13 protein-coding genes are annotated in these 18,771 nt (G+C 38.0%); all 13 read left to right on the top strand.

Annotated features, from left to right (window positions below):
* The first annotated feature begins 347 nt into the window (after nucleotides 1-347).
* The gene (locus tag ACIFOT_RS12440) at nucleotides 348-2,999 is read left to right on the top strand and encodes a glucosaminidase domain-containing protein (protein ID WP_430064872.1); all 2,652 of its coding nucleotides are present in this window, start codon (nucleotides 348-350) and stop codon (nucleotides 2,997-2,999) included.
* A gap of 126 nt (nucleotides 3,000-3,125) precedes the next feature.
* Nucleotides 3,126-4,877 (top strand): M14 family zinc carboxypeptidase, encoded by a 1,752-nt coding sequence (locus ACIFOT_RS12435; RefSeq protein ID WP_430064870.1) that lies wholly within the window; start codon nucleotides 3,126-3,128, stop codon nucleotides 4,875-4,877.
* A gap of 153 nt (nucleotides 4,878-5,030) precedes the next feature.
* Nucleotides 5,031-6,911: an NTP transferase domain-containing protein gene (locus tag ACIFOT_RS12430; RefSeq protein ID WP_430064868.1), complete on the top strand. Its 1,881-nt coding sequence runs from the start codon at nucleotides 5,031-5,033 to the stop codon at nucleotides 6,909-6,911.
* Entirely contained in the window at nucleotides 6,895-7,866 is a 972-nt protein-coding gene (locus ACIFOT_RS12425; RefSeq protein ID WP_430064866.1) for a DMT family transporter, read from the top strand. Before ACIFOT_RS12430 ends, ACIFOT_RS12425 begins: the two co-directional genes overlap by 17 nt.
* A 33-nt stretch (nucleotides 7,867-7,899) precedes the next feature.
* A complete protein-coding gene (locus ACIFOT_RS12420) occupies nucleotides 7,900-8,592 on the top strand; it encodes an NTP transferase domain-containing protein (RefSeq protein WP_430064864.1) in 693 nt (230 codons plus the stop codon).
* A gap of 471 nt (nucleotides 8,593-9,063) precedes the next feature.
* Nucleotides 9,064-10,497: a glucosaminidase domain-containing protein gene (locus ACIFOT_RS12415; protein WP_430064862.1), complete on the top strand. Its 1,434-nt coding sequence runs from the start codon at nucleotides 9,064-9,066 to the stop codon at nucleotides 10,495-10,497.
* A 197-nt stretch (nucleotides 10,498-10,694) separates the two neighbouring features.
* A complete protein-coding gene (locus tag ACIFOT_RS12410) occupies nucleotides 10,695-11,849 on the top strand; it encodes a hypothetical protein (protein ID WP_430064860.1) in 1,155 nt (384 codons plus the stop codon).
* 206 nt (nucleotides 11,850-12,055) lie between these two features.
* Nucleotides 12,056-13,273: a glycosyltransferase family 4 protein gene (locus ACIFOT_RS12405; RefSeq protein WP_430064858.1), complete on the top strand. Its 1,218-nt coding sequence runs from the start codon at nucleotides 12,056-12,058 to the stop codon at nucleotides 13,271-13,273.
* A complete protein-coding gene (locus tag ACIFOT_RS12400) occupies nucleotides 13,260-14,279 on the top strand; it encodes a polysaccharide biosynthesis protein (protein ID WP_430064856.1) in 1,020 nt (339 codons plus the stop codon). Before ACIFOT_RS12405 ends, ACIFOT_RS12400 begins: the two co-directional genes overlap by 14 nt.
* Before the next feature lies 1 nt (nucleotide 14,280).
* The gene (locus ACIFOT_RS12395; protein ID WP_430064854.1) at nucleotides 14,281-15,390 is read left to right on the top strand and encodes a capsular polysaccharide biosynthesis protein CapF; all 1,110 of its coding nucleotides are present in this window, start codon (nucleotides 14,281-14,283) and stop codon (nucleotides 15,388-15,390) included.
* A 4-nt stretch (nucleotides 15,391-15,394) separates the two neighbouring features.
* The gene (wecB, locus tag ACIFOT_RS12390) at nucleotides 15,395-16,519 is read left to right on the top strand and encodes a non-hydrolyzing UDP-N-acetylglucosamine 2-epimerase (RefSeq protein WP_430064852.1); all 1,125 of its coding nucleotides are present in this window, start codon (nucleotides 15,395-15,397) and stop codon (nucleotides 16,517-16,519) included.
* Between the two features lie 6 nt (nucleotides 16,520-16,525).
* A complete protein-coding gene (locus ACIFOT_RS12385; protein WP_430064850.1) occupies nucleotides 16,526-17,596 on the top strand; it encodes a glycosyltransferase in 1,071 nt (356 codons plus the stop codon).
* A gap of 35 nt (nucleotides 17,597-17,631) precedes the next feature.
* Entirely contained in the window at nucleotides 17,632-18,762 is a 1,131-nt protein-coding gene (locus ACIFOT_RS12380; RefSeq protein WP_430064848.1) for a glycosyltransferase family 1 protein, read from the top strand.
* Nucleotides 18,763-18,771 lie beyond the last annotated feature (9 nt).

Here is an 18,771-nt window from a genome sequence, read left to right as displayed (position 1 = left end):
CGCCTACTCTATTTGTAGTTCCAATTATTAACTTCATATGACAAATATGTTAAATACGACACAATTTTCAATTTTTTGTTGAAAAAATGTGACAAAATGAGACAATATAGGTATACATAATAGTTTTAAACGGGAAAGTTGTCTTGGGAAGGATAGGCTAGTAGAGTTCTTTACTAGATTTTTCATATCCATAAATTTGGGAATTTAGTATAATCGTCATAGTGTTTTATAAATCAAGTGGTTATTAGTGCTTATTTTCCACGTAACATCCTCATCCTTAAGCAACTTTTTCAAAAGTAAAATAAATAGTTTAATAGATAGAGTAATTTATAGTGGGGGGAAAGAGATTGAAGAAAAAACGGATCACTGCTTTGGTCTTGGCGGGCATGTTGTTCTCTTCGTCTGCATCAGGTACTCAAGCAGCTGGAACCTATACATGGAAGTTTCAGAATAACAATTGGTATTACTATACCTCAACAGGCAAAGTTGTAACCGGCTGGGTCCAATACAAAAATAGCTGGTATTATCTTGGAAGTAATGGGGTGATGAAGACCGGCTGGCTAAAGTATAATAATCAATGGTACTTCCTGGATAAGAAAACAGGAATCATGAAATCGGGCTGGCTCAAGGATAATAATCTTTGGTATTTTCTGCAGCCGAGCGGTGTTATGAAAACTGGTTGGTTATCTAATGCAAACAGCTGGTATTTCCTCGACCAAAGCGGCGCAATGAAAACCGGTTGGATCGTAGATAAAAATTTAAAATATTACTTAAGCACAAGCGGAGCTATGGTTACCGGTCAAAAAATGATTGATGGGAAACCATATGTTTTTGCCTCATCAGGAGCCCTAAATACTGCCCCGATTACCGGCTGGTTCCACGATGGAGCTATTGCAATGTACTTCGACCAAGATGGATCGGTGCACAAAGGCTGGCTGGCCGAGGGGAATAAGAAATACTATTTTGACCAGAATGGGCAAATCTATTCTGGGTGGCTGACCGAAAATGAAAAAAATTATTTTTTTGCTAAGGACGGTACGATGCAGGTCGGCTGGATTAGCGATGGGGATAAACGCTTTTACTTTGGTATAGATGGCTCAATGCAAACAGGCTGGCTCCAAGTCGGTGAAAACTCCTACTACCTCGGAACAAATGGTGTCATGTACAAAGGCTGGCTGGCCGAAGGTGATAAAAAGTATTATTTTGGTTTAGACGGCACAATGACAAAAGGCTGGCAAACCATTGATGGTGCACGCTATTATTTTGCTCAAGACGGATCCTTGCAATCCGGCTGGCTGACCGAAGGCGAAAATTCTTACTATCTCGGCACAGACGGCATCGTGCATAAAGGCTGGCTGATCGAGGAAGAAAAAACCTTTTACTTTGATTCAGAAGGAAAAATGCTGACTGGCTTGCAAACCATAGAGGACCAAATATACTATTTTGGTACCGATGGCGTTATGCAAACCGGCGGCTGGAAGCAAATTGAGAATAAAATGTACTATCTTGGTACAGACGGTAAGGCCTTAAAAGGCTGGCTGACCGAAGGCGATAAAAAGTCCTTCTTTGGATCCGATGGAGCAATGGTGACCGGCTGGCTGACGGACGGTGGCAGGAAGTATTATTTTGATTCGAATGGTATTATGATTACCGGCTGGATGACTGCTGATGGCAAATCCTATTACTTTGGAGCCGATGGGGCTGCCCAAACAGGCTGGCTGACTGACGGTGGCTATCGTTATTATTTTTCCACAACCGGCGAGATGCAAATCGGCTGGTTATTACAGGATAATAAATGGTACTATCTGAACAGCGACGGGAAAATGGCTGCTGGCTGGTCATTGGTCAATGGAAAATGGTATTTCATGAACATCGATGGTATCATGCAAACCGGCTGGTTAACGGATAAGGGCGCTACTTACTATTTAACCAAAAATGGCGATATGTTTATTGGATGGCTGGCGCTGGATAACAAATGGTACTATTTTGATGATAATGGAAAAATGGTTACCGGCGAGCAAGTCATCGACGGCAAGACCTATAACTTTTTCGATAATGGTGTCTGGAATTCTGGTCCGGTTATAAAAACCACTACTTATAACATGACTTTGCAGCAAATGATTGATATGGAAATGCAAAAAAGTCCACAAACGGATAAATATCGAAACAGCCCGGCATATGTCAGCAGTACGTATGTATTAAAAGATGCCAAGGACCCAACAAAGGGTGTGGTCACTTCATCTACGCTAAATGTTCGGGAAGAGACAAATGCAAATTCTTTTATTTTCGGTGCCTTAAAGCAGAATGCTCAAGTCCAAATTGTCGCAACTGTCGGTACCTGGTACCAAATTAAATATGACACATGGCGGAATGCTAAAGAATCGGATCTCGCTTATTATGTGAATCCGAACAACTTTAGTTCAACAAGTTTAGAGTATTTCCAATTCCTGCTATTGAATAAGAGTGCTGGTGTCGATCCACAGGATATCAATACAAAAGTTCTGTCTGGAAAAGGTGTTTTACAGAATATGGGGGCAGCGTTTATTCAAGCCGGCAAGCAAAACAATGTCAATGAAGTATATCTCATTTCCCATGCCTTGCTTGAAACTGGAAATGGTACCTCTCCACTATCAACTGGAAAAATAATCGTAAGTACGGTGGATGGAAAACCGGTAGAACCAAAAGCGGTTTATAACATGTATGGCATTAATGCCTTTGACAGCTGCCCAAATACATGCGGGTCAGAATATGCGTATAAGCAGGGCTGGTTTACACCTGAAGCAGCGATTATCGGTGGTGCAGCTTACATTGGAAATGGCTATATTAACGCTGCCACTCCACAAAACACACTTTATAAAATGAGATGGAACGCATTTAATGTGAATCATCAATATGCGACCGATATTGGCTGGGCAGTCAAGCAGGTCAATAATATCAAAAAAATCTACGATTCTTTAAGTTCGTATACTTTATATTTTGATGTTCCGGTATATAAATAGGGCTAAAAGGACTGTGCGTGTGCACAGTCCTTTTGTCACTTTTTCTCGAAATTTGTCTATGATATTCTGATAAATGGTGAAATTAGAGTTTCATAGTTTCATATATTTTTATTTGGGAGAAGGAGAATGAAAAAAATTTTGATTAACCTTTTACTGTTTAACCTTTTGGCCTTTCCAATTGAAGCGGCTGCTGAGGATACGGTAAATACAGGTGCAGTATCTGCTGGAAGCGAAAGCTTGCCAGAAAAAGATGAAACTTTAAATGGAGAAACAAATGCCGATACCACTACCCCAACGGTTGATTCAATCGACCAATCGGTTACTAAGGATTCCAATAACGTGAAGGCTGAAGTTATGACAGCTGGAAGATGGGTTGAGGAAAATGGAGTAACTTACTATTATATCGGTGAGGAAAAAGCAAAAGGCTGGATGAGAATCAGCGGAAATAGATATTATTTTGATCTTGAGTCAGGAGCTCTTCAGAAAGGTTTTTTTCAAGAAGGAGAGCAAACCTATTACCTTGATGCTCAAACGGGTGCTGTACAATTAGGCTGGGTTCTCATTGATGGAAAATGGTACTATTTTAATCTAGACTCAGGGGCTATGCAAACCGGCTGGATTAAGAACCAAAATACATGGTATTACCTTGATGAAAAAGGTGTAATGCAAACTGGCTGGTTATTTTATCAAAACCAGTGGTATTTTTTGAAAAACACTGGTGCGATGGCGACCGGCTGGGTGTTTGTGAATAACCAGTGGTATTATCTAGGACCAAATGGAGTAATGCAAAAAGGCTGGCTCTATAATCAAAACAATTGGTATTACTTGAAAGCTTCTGGTGCAATGACAAAAGGGTGGCTGATGGTTGACGATGCCTGGTATTATTTTTATTCTAATGGAATAATGGCTAAAAATACGACGATTCAAGGATCCACTTTAGGAAGCAATGGAGCCTGGGTTGCCAATTTAGTAAATCCAAAGCAGGCCTATTCCTACAATGATATGGTAGCAGACATTAATAAATTTCAAAAGAATTTCCCGGGTTTTATCAAGACTCAGATAATTGGAAAGTCTGTCGATGGCAGAAACATTTATGCAATAAAGCTGGGAAAAGGGAATAAGGAAATCTTTTTAAATGGTTCACATCATGCTCGAGAGCATATGACCACGAATGTATTAATGGAAATGCTCGATCAATATGCAGCATCTTATTCGGCAAATCGCATTTTCAATAGTTATAATGTTAAAGCGCTTCTCAATAAGGTTTCCATCTGGTTCGTACCAATGGTTAATCCGGACGGTGTCATGCTTGTCCAGGAAGGCCGCTTTACTGCGAAAAACCCCAATTATGTTTTACAATTAAACGGGAACAAGACGGATTTTTCCTCATGGAAAGCGAATATCAGAGGGGTAGATTTAAATCGTCAATATCCGGCGGACTGGGCGAATATTGCGGGTAACACTGGCAAGCCTTCCCCTGATAACTTTAAAGGTTACCAGCCCTTAAGTGAACCTGAAGTACAGGCGGTTTACAATTTTACTAAAGCCCATCAGTTTAAAGTAGCAGTTGCCTATCACTCTTCAGGCCGCATCCTTTATTGGAATTTCCATCAAGCAAAGGCAGAGTATGATCGTGATTATAGAATTGCCGTTAAATATTCTAGTCTAACAGGGTACAGTCTTGTATTCCCAGGTCCTAATCCTAGTGGCGGCGGATTTACGGATTGGTTTATTCAAGACATGAAGATGCCGGGCTTCACACCGGAAATTTCTACTCATACGTTTAGTAAACCGGTGCCGCTTGCTAATTTTGATACCATTTGGAAAGAAAATCAGGCAGCAGGACTTATGCTGGCACAGGAAGCCCTAAATCTTTAAAGGAGATGGATTATTCCATCTTCTTTTTTATTTCCTCTCCATATTGCGAATACTAACCCCAAAACGACTTTTTTATTTACAGAATTTCTGGGCTGCGTTACAATGAACACGCGTTCAAATATTGAATTCATCAGAGGAGGGGGCCGACCCCATATGGAACAGCACTTACTTCAATTATTAGAGGCAATTAATAAAAATTCAAACATAAATCAAAAGAAAATGGCGGAGCTTTGCGGCATCTCTATCGGCAAGGTGAATTATTTAATCCATGATTTAACCCACGGGGACTTTATATATAGTGAAAAAAAAGGCAGAAATATCAGCTATTATTTAACACAAAAAGGAATTGAATTTTTACAAAGCGGAATCGAAGCTTACCAACATAAAAAGGTTAATATCCATCAAGAACCATTAACGGAAATTAAACAGGCCGTGATTTTAGCAGCGGGTACACGTAAAGATTTCAACAAGCCGGCTGGATTAATGGAAATCGACGGCACCACACTCCTGCAAAGAAATTTGGATATCCTCCAGGAAAACGGCATCAACCATATCATTTTGGTTACAGGCTACAAGCCGGAAGCGTTCAAGGATCATCCTGAATTCAGCCATATCCAGTTTGTCCATAATCCTAAATACAAATGGACTGGATCGATGGCATCCCTAGCAGTGGCACAGCCATTTATCACCAGCGATTTTCTGTTAGTCGAAGATGATATTTTAATTGAAGAGCAGGCGATTAAAGAAATCCTGCAGCATCCGCAGCGTGATACGGTTCTGATCAGTAATGAAAGCGGCTCCGGAGACGAAGCGTTTGTCGAAATCCAAAATGGCTATCTTCATAAAATATCGAAAGATGTTCATCAATTTAACCGCATCAATGGCGAAATGATTGGCATCAGCAAGATTTCCTATGATGTGTATTCCAAAATGGTCAATGAATATCAACAAAACAATAAAAATCCACTTATACACTATGAATATATGCTGTTAGACATTTCCCGCCATTTCAATATCGGCTACTTAAAGATGCATAATCTGATTTGGGGCGAAATTGACACAAGGCAGCACTATGAAACAGTTATTGAAAAAACCTATCCGATGTTAAAACGGAAGGAAGCAGAATTCCGGGAAATATATATTAAAAGTCTTTTAATGGAGGCCCTTGACCTCACCTATGAGGACATTGAGGACATCCAGCCGTTCGGCGGCATGACGAACAAAAACTTTAAAGTCGTCATCAAAGGCAACGAGTACGTGCTCCGAATCCCAGGCAATGGAACGGAATCGATGATTAACCGCCGTGAGGAAAAATTCAATGCCGCACTGGTAAGTAAGTTGGGCATCGATACCGAGCTGCTTTATTTTAATGAAGAAACTGGCGTTAAGATTGCCGAACTCATTCCAAATGCGGAAACATTAAACAGCAAAATGGCGAAGCGCCAGGATATCATGGAGCTGACAACAGCTAACTTTAGAAAGCTGCACAACTCTGGTCTCGAGATGGCCAACCGCTTTGATGTGTTTGAAAAAATGGATGAGTACGAACGATTGATGATCGAGGCGGGTGGGCAGCCGTATCACCCATTTAAGGAAGTAAAAGAACAGGTTATGGTTTTAAAGAGAATTTATCAAGGAATGGATATAAAACTTACACCGTGTCATATTGATCCGGTGCCTGAAAACATGGTGAAAAGCGGGGAAGATAAACTTTATTTCATTGACTGGGAATACAGCGGCATGAACGACCCAATGTGGGATCTCGCAGCACATTCAATAGAAAGCAGCTTTACCCCTGAAGAAGAGGAGCTATTTTTATCCCTTTATTTGCAACAGGATGAAATCCCGCTTGAAATTCAGCAGCGCGTAATGATGAATAAAATTTTCCAGGATTTCCTTTGGAGCACTTGGACGGTTATTAAAGAGGCGAAGGGCGATGATTTTGGCACCTACGGAATTGACCGCTTTAACAGATGTAGAGAGAATTTAAAACATGACTTAATAAGGGAGATGGCATATGAATACAAAAAATAAAGGATTGTTCTTCGGATTGTTTTCCGGGTTCACTTGGGCGCTCGACACCGTATTAATCGGAATGGTATTATCAAAAGCATTATTCGTATCCTCCGATTTGGTGATTTTCCTTGCACCGTTAGTGAGTACCTTTTTCCATGATTTATTGTCCAGCGTCTGGATGCTGATCTATATGACAATCAGGGGGGAAGTGAAGATTCCTTTTCAAAAATTAACTACCCGAAGCGGACGATTCGTCATGCTGGGCGCGTTACTCGGCGGACCAATTGGGATGACGGGCTACGTGCTTGCGGTTAAGTATTTGGGTGCTTCCTTATCGGCTTCCATTTCAGCCGTTTACCCGGCGATTGGTGCATTCTTTGCTTTCGTGATTTTAAAGGACAAATTAACATTAAAAAACTGGATTGGACTTTTTGTTAGTATTTTATTTATTTTCTTATTAGGGTTTGCGGGCGGTGAACCATCACCAAGCTACATTCTTGGTTTCTCGTTTATCCTTTTATGTATTTTCGGCTGGGGGATGGAATGTGTTATTCTTGCATACGGTATGAAGGATGATGAAATCTCACCAGAGCAAGCACTGCAAATTCGTCAATTGGTTTCAGCTGTCACGTACGGCGTATTGATTTTACCATTTTTCAAGGCGTATCCGCTTGTGGGCGAAGTGTTTAAGAGCAGTGAGTTTTTCTTGATCGCATTGATTGCTCTTTCCGGAACAGCTTCATATGTATTTTATTACAAAGCGATTTACGTTATGGGTCCAACCCGTGCAATGGCCTTGAATATTACCTATGCTGCGTGGGCAATCCCGTTAAGCTTCATTATTTTAGGCACTCCGATCACCTTTAAGCTTGTGTTCTTTAGTATAATGATTCTGTTAGGATCTATTATTACGGTTGCGAGCCAAGAGGAACTTAAATGGTTGAATTTTGCTAGGGGCAGAAAGACAGCGTAATAAAATTTTTCAAGAGGAAGGAATTACAGTAAAATGAAGGCAATAATTCTTGCAGCAGGGATGGGCACAAGATTACGTCCACTAACGTTGACAACACCTAAAGCACTTACTGTCGTAAACGGGAAACCAATGCTTGAGAGACAGGTGGAGTTTTTACAAGAAGTCGGCGTTTCGGAAATCATCGTGGTCACCGGCTACTTAGCGGAAAAGTTTGAGTATTTAAAAGAGAAGTATGGTGTAAAACTCATTCACAATGATAAATACGATGTTTATAACAATATGTACACTATGTATTTAGTGAGGGAATATCTGCCGGATTCTTATGTAATTGATGGCGATAATTACTTGGACCGTAATTTCATGTTAGAGGCACCGAAGACGTCCATGTATTTCAGCGCCCGCAAACCCGATTTTAAAGGGGAATGGATGATTCGCTATAATGACGATTACAAGGTAACCGATATCGAGGTTGGCGACGGTGATCAAGAGTACATTCTTTGCGGCGTTTCCTACTGGTCTGAGCAAGATGGACGTTATATTGTTGGGAAATTAGAAGAAGCTGTTGAAGGCGGAAATTTTGTGGAGTTCTGGTGGGATGAAATCGTCAAGAATAACCTGCCTAACTTAAATGTCTACCTTCAAGAAATCCACCCTGATGACAGTTATGAAATCGACTCCGTAGCAGATCTTGAAAAAGTAAATAAGTTATTAGCAGCGAAAAAATAAACGGGTGCTTGAGTGCCTGTTTATTTTTTTTGCGCCTGAAAGATGTGATAAAAGTTGCAACAGTTACTGATGAGGACTCAGAGTGCCCATTCAGGTGGAAAAAAGTGCGCCACGGTCACTGTGAAGGGCTCAGAGTGCCCATCGAAGTGGAAAAAAGTGTGCATCGGTCACTGTAAAGGGTTCAGAGTGCCAGTTGAAGTGGAAAAAAGTCTGTAGCGGTCACTGTGAAGGGCTCAGAGTGCCCATCAAAGTGAAAAAAAAACTGTCTCGGTAATTGTGAAAAATCCACAATTACTACATCAGGAAAAAGGAACCATTACGGTCACTGTAAAAGTTATAGACTCAGAAATCAAAAAAAAAATGTATGAATATTCTATAACATTTCTTGGCAACAAATGTCGAAATAGGGGGGGAACGCTTGGAAAATATGATACTCTTATAAAGAGAATAATAGATTGAGAGGAGAAAATAGTGAAAAAAGTAGTTTTTCGTAGTTTCTTAGTTGTCCTATTGTTGATGGGGATTTTTCATAGCAAAGCAGCGGCGGCACAAACAACGGCCACAGGAGCCTCTAACGAAATGAGTGTATTCGCCACTAATCTCCCAGTTTATCGCAGCTTTGAAGAACTGTCAGATTTTCGCATTCATTTGGACCCCAATTATCAGAAATATGCTGAATTGAGTTTTAACGACAAGGTAACCATCCTCAGCCAAAAAGACTATGCTGCTAAAATTCAAATGGCTGACGGCAGAACGGGATGGGTTCATAAAGACTATTTAATCGGTGACCTATCCAAACTAACCTGGTTGGTGAAGGAGTGGAGAAATGTCAGAGAGAACCCTGCTACCCCTCCAACAAGCGGGAAAATCATTCCTAATCATACAAAGGTATATGTCCTTGATTATGACCCGGCAAGTAATTATTTTAAGGTGCGTACCGCAGATGGCTTACTAGAAGGCTGGATCTATGGTTTGTATCTGAAGGATGAATCATATAAACCGGGTGCAGGAAGCAATATTATTCCGTATGAATTTGAAAATGAAGGAAAGCTCACAAACAATATTACCATTTTTACCCCATTAAATACGAAAGCCAATGTTACGGTTAATCAACTTAACCAGTTTATTAACTATAAAACTGGATGGAAACAAACCTTGATGACTGGTATGGGTTCAGCTTATTTGGAAGCCCAAAATAATTACAGCGTCAATGCCATCTATCTATTGGCACATTCCGGTCTCGAAACCAAATGGGGCACATCAGATATCGTGAAAACAAAAATGAATTTCTATGGAATTGGAGCAGATGATAATCAGCCTGCTGGCAATGCCGATACGTTTTCGGCAGCAAGAAGTGGAATCGTGGATGGGGCAAAATGGATCAATGAGAATTATATAAGCAGAGAAAAATCCAATGTTGATTATCCGTTTTCACAGCCAACGCTTGATAATATGAGATTCAACCATACATTCCATCAATATTCAACAGACCAGGCATGGGCTGGAAAAATAGCTCAAATTGCAAAGGAATTTAATGCTTTTACGGCTAATACAGGCTGGAAAAATTTAAGCGGTAATTGGTATTTTTATAATAATGATTGGACACTCAAAACAGGGTGGCTGCAATCAAGCGCCAAATGGTACTACCTCAACCCATCGGGCGTCATGCTCACAGGCTGGCAATATATTAACGACAAATGGTATTATTTAAATCCTGCTGGAGATATGAAAACCGGCTGGCTGTATTCCGGCGGCAAGTGGTATTTCCTCGATCAAAGCGGCGCCATGAAAACCGGCTGGGTAAAAGTCAGCGGCAAGTGGTATTATTTATACAGCGATGGTCATATGGCTGCCAACACCACTATTGGCGGCTACCGTCTAGGAAAAGATGGTGCAATGATCTAATAGTTTGAACATAAGCAATCTTGGTCATTCTTTATTTAATAGGACCAAGATTGCTTTTTTGTTTACTGGTAACAATGGTCCAGCTTAATCCGGTATACCTTGAACTTGCTTACTTACTTTATATTTGTGTTATAATTTCTAAGGAAATCTTTCAAAGCGGCAAGATATTCAAATAAATTATAATGAGGGTTATCAAAATGAAAAACAAAATAGTAATTAATTTGAAATACTGGTTGTTAGCCTTTGTTTTAGCTACATCTACATTTTTTAGTTACTTTCGATACGTAACTACCGACATGAAGGATTTATCTAATAAGATCATGACTATTAGCTATCTGCTTCTATTCTTACTTGCCGTTCTGTTATTTAATAAAATGCAGGCAGCAAACTATAAAAAAATATGGCATAGTGTTTTTATTTTATGTATTCCTGTTCTCAATCTGCTTTTTTACATGAAATTCAATCTGCCGAAATATGAGTTAATGTTTTTAGAAAACATCAATGGATTACAGATAATTCTTGTAACTTTATTAGGTGTTCTAATTGTAAAATCAAGTGTATTAAATAGTACATTAAATCGCTATTATCTTGTTGCGTTTTTGTTTGGGTGTTATTATGTTTTTTCTACTCTTACCGGTGCGTTTGTTAGGAACCAATATTTAAATGAAAATACATGGGGGCTTTTCCTGGCGCCATATTTAATTTATTTATTTGTTACATATAAAAAGGCAGTTATTCGAGTCATTGTTTTTGTTATTGGATCTTTATTAATATATTCCTCAGGCGCACATACAACCCTTCTTTCCTTTGTAACATTGCCAATATTTATGTTTGTTTTTAACAGAGTAAAAAGACCGAGAATCCTTTTTACAATCTTAATAGTATTAGGACTTTTCCTGGTTTATTTTATGTCCAATATGCAAAGTGATTTGATTAATCGGATATTAACATACCGCAATTTATTATGGGGAGCCTATCTGGATAATGCTGCCTCTTCATTTGGTACGTTAATAGGGGGTTCTGGATTATGGGTTATCGATAATAAAATTGGTATAAACTTTCTGACACGATTGGGAGCACATAACACCTTTATTAGTTTACTTAATTACAATGGGATAATCGTTTTGATTCTCTATCTTTGCTTCATGATTTTTGGAATTCGTAAAAAAGCAAATCATTTTACCGTATCAGATGGAGTGTTATATTTTGCGATTACATTTCAGTTTGCTGAATCAAACAATCCATTATTTGCCTACATATTTCCGTCTATCGTTTTCTTCTTGAATTTGTTTATCAATAAAGAATCAGAAGACGCAGAGAATGAGTTGAAGGATATAGCAAAAAGCAATTAGGAATTTCCTAATTGCTCTATTTGTGCGCGTTGTATTATTTTTATGAAATATGTCTAATGATGTATGATATTCTATAGCAAACAATGTCGTGATAAGTAGAAAATTGTCAATAGCATAGATTATAATAAAATGTGTATTCACTTTTTAAGTAGTAAAATAAATTATGGCAGCAAAGTATTAAAATCTATTCAAAGAGGAAAAAAAAAATGAAGATACTTGTCATCGGTATGCACTTCTATCCTGAACAATTCCGAGTGAATGATATTTCCTTTGAATTAGTAAAAGAAGGACATGAAGTAACTGTCCTTACAGGCCTTCCAAACTACCCGAGTGGAATTGTAGAACCAAAATACAAACGATTTAAAAATAGATATGAAGTGATCAATGGAGTAAAGGTACACCGCTCTTGGATTTTAGAAAGAAGTAAAGGGAATTTGAGGTTATCGTTGAACTACCTTAGTTTTGTTGTGTCTGCTTCATTGAAAGCACTTTTTATGAAGAAAGACTTTGACCTTATCATTGTTTTTCAGACATCTCCAGTTACAAAAGTAATACCAGGTATTTTGTTGAAAAAATTGACCAGAAAGCCACTTATTATATACTGTTTTGATTTATGGCCAGAAAGCATTGCTTCAGGTGGGATTTCATCCGATAGCATCATCTATAAAATCCTGTTCCATGTAAGCAAGTGGATTTATAAGAGTGCGGATGAAATATTTACAAGCTCTAAACTATTTGAGAAATATTTTAAAGAGACACTCGATATTCATGAAAATATTACCTATCTTCCTGTATATGCAGAGTCCTTATTTGAAAATATCGGAGACAATCGGAAGAAAGATGATCATATTAATCTCTTGTTTGCTGGCAATATAGGAGAGATGCAAAGCGTAGAAACAATCCTTCTTGCTGCTAATGAACTCAAGAACGAAAAACATGTTATTTTTCATATTGTTGGTGATGGTTCCTCAAGAGAAAAATGTGAAACTCTAGCCAAGGATTTGGACCTAACAAATGTGATTTTTCATGGGCAATTTCCAGTAACGGAAATGCCAAGATTTTATGAAATGGCAGATGCCTTTCTAATCACATTGAAAGCGAATAAAATCATTTCCTATACTCTTCCTAACAAAGTACAATCATACATGGCAGCTGGAAAGCCAATATTAGGCGCAATCGATGGAGAAACCCAAATTGTAATTAAGGATGCCAATTGCGGCTTTTGTGCTCCTGCTGAAGATTACAAATCTTTTGCTGAAGTAATAAAGAAGTTTATTAATGAAGAAGATAAACATATCGAGTATGGAGAAAATGCTAGGAGTTACTATCAGAATAATTTCTCAAAAAAGAAGTATATGGATAGATTAATTTCATTATTTAAAAAAATAAGTTCGGATGGGGATGTTGAACATGTTCAAAGATAAAACTTTACTCATTACAGGTGGTACTGGTTCATTTGGCAATGCCGTTATGAAAAGATTTCTCGATACGGATCTAAAAGAGATACGTATTTTTTCTCGTGATGAGAAGAAACAGGATGATCTCCGAAAGCAATACAAGAATGATAAATTAAAATTTTACTTAGGGGATGTAAGAGATTTAGCAAGTGTTAAAAATGCGATGTATGGAGTGGATTATATCTTTCATGCTGCAGCATTGAAACAAGTGCCGTCATGTGAATTTTTTCCAATGGAGGCTGTGAAAACAAACGTTTTAGGTACTGACAATGTACTAACAGCTGCTATCGAATACGGAGTTAAGAAAGTGATTTGTCTTTCAACAGATAAAGCAGCCTATCCCATCAATGCAATGGGGATTTCAAAAGCCATGATGGAAAAAGTATTCGTAGCCAGAGCTAAAACGATTTCACCAGAAAGAACGCTCATTTGCGGAACGAGATATGGGAATGTTATGGCATCCCGTGGTTCAGTCATTCCATTATTCATTGATCAAATAAAAAATGGAAAGCCTTTAACAGTTACAGACCCTAATATGACTCGATTCCTTATGAGCCTTGATGAAGCGGTAGAGCTTGTGGTATTTGCGTTTCATAATGCCGAAGCCGGTGACATCATGGTTCAAAAGTCTCCTGCCAGTACGATAAGGGATCTTGCCCAAGCGATAAAGGAACTGTTCAATGCAGATAACGAAATCAAAATCATTGGTACCCGCCATGGAGAAAAATTGTACGAAACATTATTGACCAGAGAGGAATATGTAGTTGCCGAGGATTTAGGAGGATTTTTCAGAGTCCCTGCCGATAAAAGAGATTTGAACTATGAAAAATACTTCGACAATGGGGACCCTAACCTTTCTAAAGATCAGGAGTATAACTCCCATAACACACAAATACTTAATATCGAACAGATAAAAGAAAAATTGCTTAGTTTAGATACAGTGCGAAATGAGTTAAAGGATTGGAATAAATAATATGAAATTACTTGTCACTGGATCAAATGGATTTGTAGGGAAAAACTTGGTTGCGGAGTTGAAAAATAAGGGGTATACCCAAATCTTCGAGTATAACAGAGAAAGTGATAGCTCCCTGTTAGAGCATTATACAAAAGAATGTGATTTTGTCTTCCATTTAGCTGGAGTAAATAGACCGCAAGATGATAAGGAATTCATGGAGGGAAATTACAGGTGGACCTCTGAATTACTGGAATTGTTAAAAAAACATAATAATAAAGCACCAGTTCTACTTACTTCTTCTATACAAGCAGAAAAGGAAAATCCATATGGAACAAGTAAAAAAGCAGGCGAGGACTTGCTTTTTTCTTACAGTAAGGAAACTGGTGCTAAAGCATTGGTTTATCGATTGCCAAATCTTTTCGGAAAATGGTGCAAACCCAACTACAATAGTGTAGTGGCCACTTTTTGTCATAATATTGCCAGAGGCTTGGATATTCAAATTCATGATCCCGATGTGGAGCTAACATTATGTTACATAGATGATGTTCTTGAAGAATTTTTAAACAGCTTAGATGGAAATGAAACAAAAGACGGAGATTTTTGTAAAGTTCCTGTAACACATACCATTAAGGTTGGAGAGCTTGCAACTAAAATCAAAGATTTTATCAAAAACAGAGAAACACTCATAATGCCTTCACTTGAGAATAAATTTGATAAGGCCTTATATGGCACGCTTTTATCTTATCTTCCAGAAGATAACTTTTCTTATCATCTGAAAAAGAATGAAGATGACAGGGGCTGGCTTGCAGAATTTATTAAATCTAATAGTATGGGTCAAATCTTTATTTCTAAAACAAAGCCTGGAATTACAAGGGGCAATCACTGGCACCATACGAAGGTAGAAAAATTCCTTGTTATTCAAGGTGAAGCGGTTATTAAGTTTAGAAAAATTGATACTGAGGAAGTAATTGAATACAACGTGAATGGGGATACTCCAGAAGTTGTAGACATTCCTGTAGGATATACGCATTCTATTACAAATATTGGAAATGGTGAACTGATTACTCTTTTCTGGGCAAGTGAGATACTTAATCCGGAAAAGAAAGATACTTATTGGGTAGAGGTGTAGCAATTTGAATAAATTAAAGGTAATGACTATTGTAGGTACAAGACCGGAAATCATCAGATTATCAGAAGTCATAAAGGCTTGTGATAAATATTTTAACCATGTATTGGTACATACTGGACAAAACTGGGATTATACACTTAACGAAATCTTTTTTGAGGAATTAGGATTAAGACAGCCTAATCACTTTTTAGGAGTTGTAGGTGAGGACCTAGGTGAAACAATGGGCAATATTATTGCTGCATCTTACAAAATTTTAAAACAAGAGCAGCCTGATGCCCTTTTAATACTAGGGGATACCAATAGCTGCTTGAGCGCAATAGCAGCAAAACGCTTAAAAATCCCAATTTTCCATATGGAAGCGGGTAATAGATGCTTTGATCAAAATGTTCCGGAAGAAATTAACCGGAAAATTGTCGATCATACATCTGATATTAATCTTGCGTACACAGAGCATAGCAGAAGATACCTTTTATCAGAAGGCATCAGAAAGGACCATGTGTTTGTAACAGGGTCACCTATGACAGAAGTTCTTTCAAAACATCGTGATAAAATCGATAATAGCTCCGTATTAACTCAACTAGAGTTGGAAGCGGGAAAATATATTTTAGTATCAGCACACCGTGAAGAAAATATCGATCATGAACATAACTTTAATTCACTAATGAATGCCATCAATCGGATAGCGGAAACTTATCAAATGCCTATCATCTATTCCACACACCCAAGAAGCTGGAAGAAGATTGAGGAAAGAGGCTTTAAGTTTCATCCATTAGTGAGGCAATTAAAGCCATTTGGTTTTTTTGATTATAATAAGCTGCAGCTGCATTCTTTTTGTACTTTGTCTGATAGTGGAACTCTTTCAGAAGAGTCAGCCATCCTTGGTTTCCCGGGTGTATTAATCAGAACGTCGACGGAACGTCCAGAGGTGTTAGACAAAGGGACAGTGTTAATTGGCGGGATTACGGAAAAAAGTATTGTGCAGTCAGTTGAATTATGTAGAAATATGTGGGGGGTTGAAGAGGTTTCCCCGGTCACAGATTATACAGATACAAATGTTTCTGTCAAGGTAGTGAAAATCATTCAGAGTTATACGAGAATTGTGAACAAGGTTGTATGGGGAAAGGATTAATATAATATGAATATCCTAGTAATTGATGTACCGGCAGATTCTGGCGGTGCCCTTTCCATTTTGGAGGAATTCTATAACGAGGTCAAAGAACGAAATGCCAAGGATAACAAATGGATTTTTGTAGTTAGTAAACCAAACTTTCAAAATACAGATCATATAAAAGTCCTAAGGTATCCATGGGTCAAGAAGAGCTGGGGGCATCGGTTATATTTTGATCATTTTATTGCCCCCAAGCTTGTAAAAAAGTATAAAGTTGATAAAGTACTTTCACTGCAGAATGTCATCATTCCAAATGTAGATGTGGAACAGGTTTTATATTTGCATAACCCTCTACCCTTTGTTAATTACAGATTTTCATTAAAAAATAACAAAATCCTTTGGGCTTATCAGAATGTTTTGAGTAAAAATATGTTCCAGTCTATCCGAAGCGCAAAAAAGGTAATTGTTCAAACCAAATGGATGAAACAGGCTTGTGTGGAAAAGTCCGGTGTGGAAGAAAGTAAGGTAGAGATTGTACCTCCCAAAATCAATCTGGATATAAAGCATTATTTTGTTCCTTCTGAAGAGGCACTATCCAGCTTTTTTTACCCTGCAAGCCCGTATGCCTATAAAAATCATCAAATTATTATTGAGGCTTGTGAAAAAATTGTGCAAGGAAAAAGTAAAAACTTCAAGGTAGTCTTTACACTAAAAGGTGACGAAACCGATCATGTAAAGCAAATGTATAGGGAAATTAAGGAAAAGAATCTTCCGATTGAATTTGTCGGCAGTCTTTCTAGAGACAAAGTTTTTGATTTATACACTAAATCAGTGCTTTTGTTTCCATCCTATATTGAAACCTTTGGTTTACCAATGATTGAAGCAAGGTTGCATCAAGGTGTAATAATAGCTTCAGATTCTCCTTTTTCACATGAGATATTAGATACGTATGAAAATGCTTATTTTTTTGATCCATTTAATGCTGTGGACCTTGCAGGAATAATGATGAACCTTATTACGGGTAAGACCAAGTATAATCAAGTTCATTCACATATTGATGTGGATGAAAATAAAAGTTTAATTGACGTTGTATTCTAAATAGTGAAGAGCCAGCAGCGAATTGAGGTGGAAAAATGAAGGGTCGAATTTTACAAGTACAAGGTGGAATGAATAGAGGCGGAACAGAAGCCGTCATTATGGGCTGGTACCATACAATCGATAGAGATGATATTCAATTTGACTTTACAACATTCAACAAGGAAGAATCTGCCTATGATCAAGAAATTCGTAAAATGGGCGGAAGAATTATTTATGTTCCTCCAAGACAAGAGGTCGGGAATTTAAAGAATTGTTATTATTTATATAAGTGTATTAAAGAAAATGGTCCATACCTTGCCGTCCACACCCACAATAACTTTTATGGCGGGATCGCGGCGTTCATTGCAAAGCTGGCCGGGGTTAAAAAGGTAATTGCACATGCTCATAATACCCAGGATGATGGGTCAGGTTTAAAAAGAAAAATTGAAATTTTTATCCAACAGAAATTACTGTCACTTTTTGCTGACAACCTACTCGCATGTGGTAAAGAAGCAGGTGAATTTGTTTTTGGTGAACAGGTGAATTTTGAGCTGATCAACAATGCCGTAGATATGAATAAATTTAGGCCAGCAGATGAGGAACGTAAACAAATTATTGAACAAAAGAAAAAAGAACTTGGATTGGATGGCAAACTGATTATCGGTCATATAGGCAGGTTTTCGAAGCAAAAAAACCATAAATTTATTATTTCCTTGATAGATAAAATGAAAACACGAAGAAAAGACTTCAAATTTCTGCTTATTGGAGATGGAGAGCTTAAAGAAGAAGTCTTGGAACAAATAAGGGACAGGAATATGGAAGAGTATGTTTTATATTTAGGTTTGCAGGAGAATATAAGTTTATGGTTAAACCTTATGGATGTACTCATACTGCCTTCATTATATGAAGGATTACCGGTGGTTTTAGTGGAGGCGCAAAGCTCTGGTACTCCTTGTGTTATATCAAATAAAATAACAAAAGATGTTGATTTGGGCTTGGATTTGGTTGAGTTTCTCGATATTTCACATAATGAAGATGAATGGTGCGATGTGATCGCAGAACGAGCCAAAAGTAAAATATATGATCAAACAATAATAAAAAACCAATTGGAGAAAAATGGTTATTCACTTCCTTACAATACAAAAAAAGTTGTAGACCTATATGTGAAGGATTCCAAGAGGGAATAGGAGGCTATA

The sequence above is a fragment of the Neobacillus sp. NRS-1170 genome (assembly GCF_050468025.1).
The sequence above is the reverse complement of the archived record's forward strand: the minus strand, read 5'-3'. Positions and strand labels throughout refer to the sequence as shown.

Excerpts from the sequence above, each read along its gene's own strand:
- ACIFOT_RS12435 (WP_430064870.1), top strand. The coding sequence starts at position 3,126 with ATGAAAAAAATTTTGATTAACCTTTTACTGTTTAACCTTTTGGCCTTT.
- ACIFOT_RS12430 (WP_430064868.1), top strand. The coding sequence starts at position 5,031 with ATGGAACAGCACTTACTTCAATTATTAGAGGCAATTAATAAAAATTCA.
- ACIFOT_RS12425 (WP_430064866.1), top strand. The coding sequence starts at position 6,895 with ATGAATACAAAAAATAAAGGATTGTTCTTCGGATTGTTTTCCGGGTTC.
- ACIFOT_RS12420 (WP_430064864.1), top strand. The coding sequence starts at position 7,900 with ATGAAGGCAATAATTCTTGCAGCAGGGATGGGCACAAGATTACGTCCA.
- ACIFOT_RS12410 (WP_430064860.1), top strand. The coding sequence starts at position 10,695 with ATGAAAAACAAAATAGTAATTAATTTGAAATACTGGTTGTTAGCCTTT.
- ACIFOT_RS12405 (WP_430064858.1), top strand. The coding sequence starts at position 12,056 with ATGAAGATACTTGTCATCGGTATGCACTTCTATCCTGAACAATTCCGA.
- ACIFOT_RS12400 (WP_430064856.1), top strand. The coding sequence starts at position 13,260 with ATGTTCAAAGATAAAACTTTACTCATTACAGGTGGTACTGGTTCATTT.
- ACIFOT_RS12395 (WP_430064854.1), top strand. The coding sequence starts at position 14,281 with ATGAAATTACTTGTCACTGGATCAAATGGATTTGTAGGGAAAAACTTG.
- ACIFOT_RS12385 (WP_430064850.1), top strand. The coding sequence starts at position 16,526 with ATGAATATCCTAGTAATTGATGTACCGGCAGATTCTGGCGGTGCCCTT.
- ACIFOT_RS12380 (WP_430064848.1), top strand. The coding sequence starts at position 17,632 with ATGAAGGGTCGAATTTTACAAGTACAAGGTGGAATGAATAGAGGCGGA.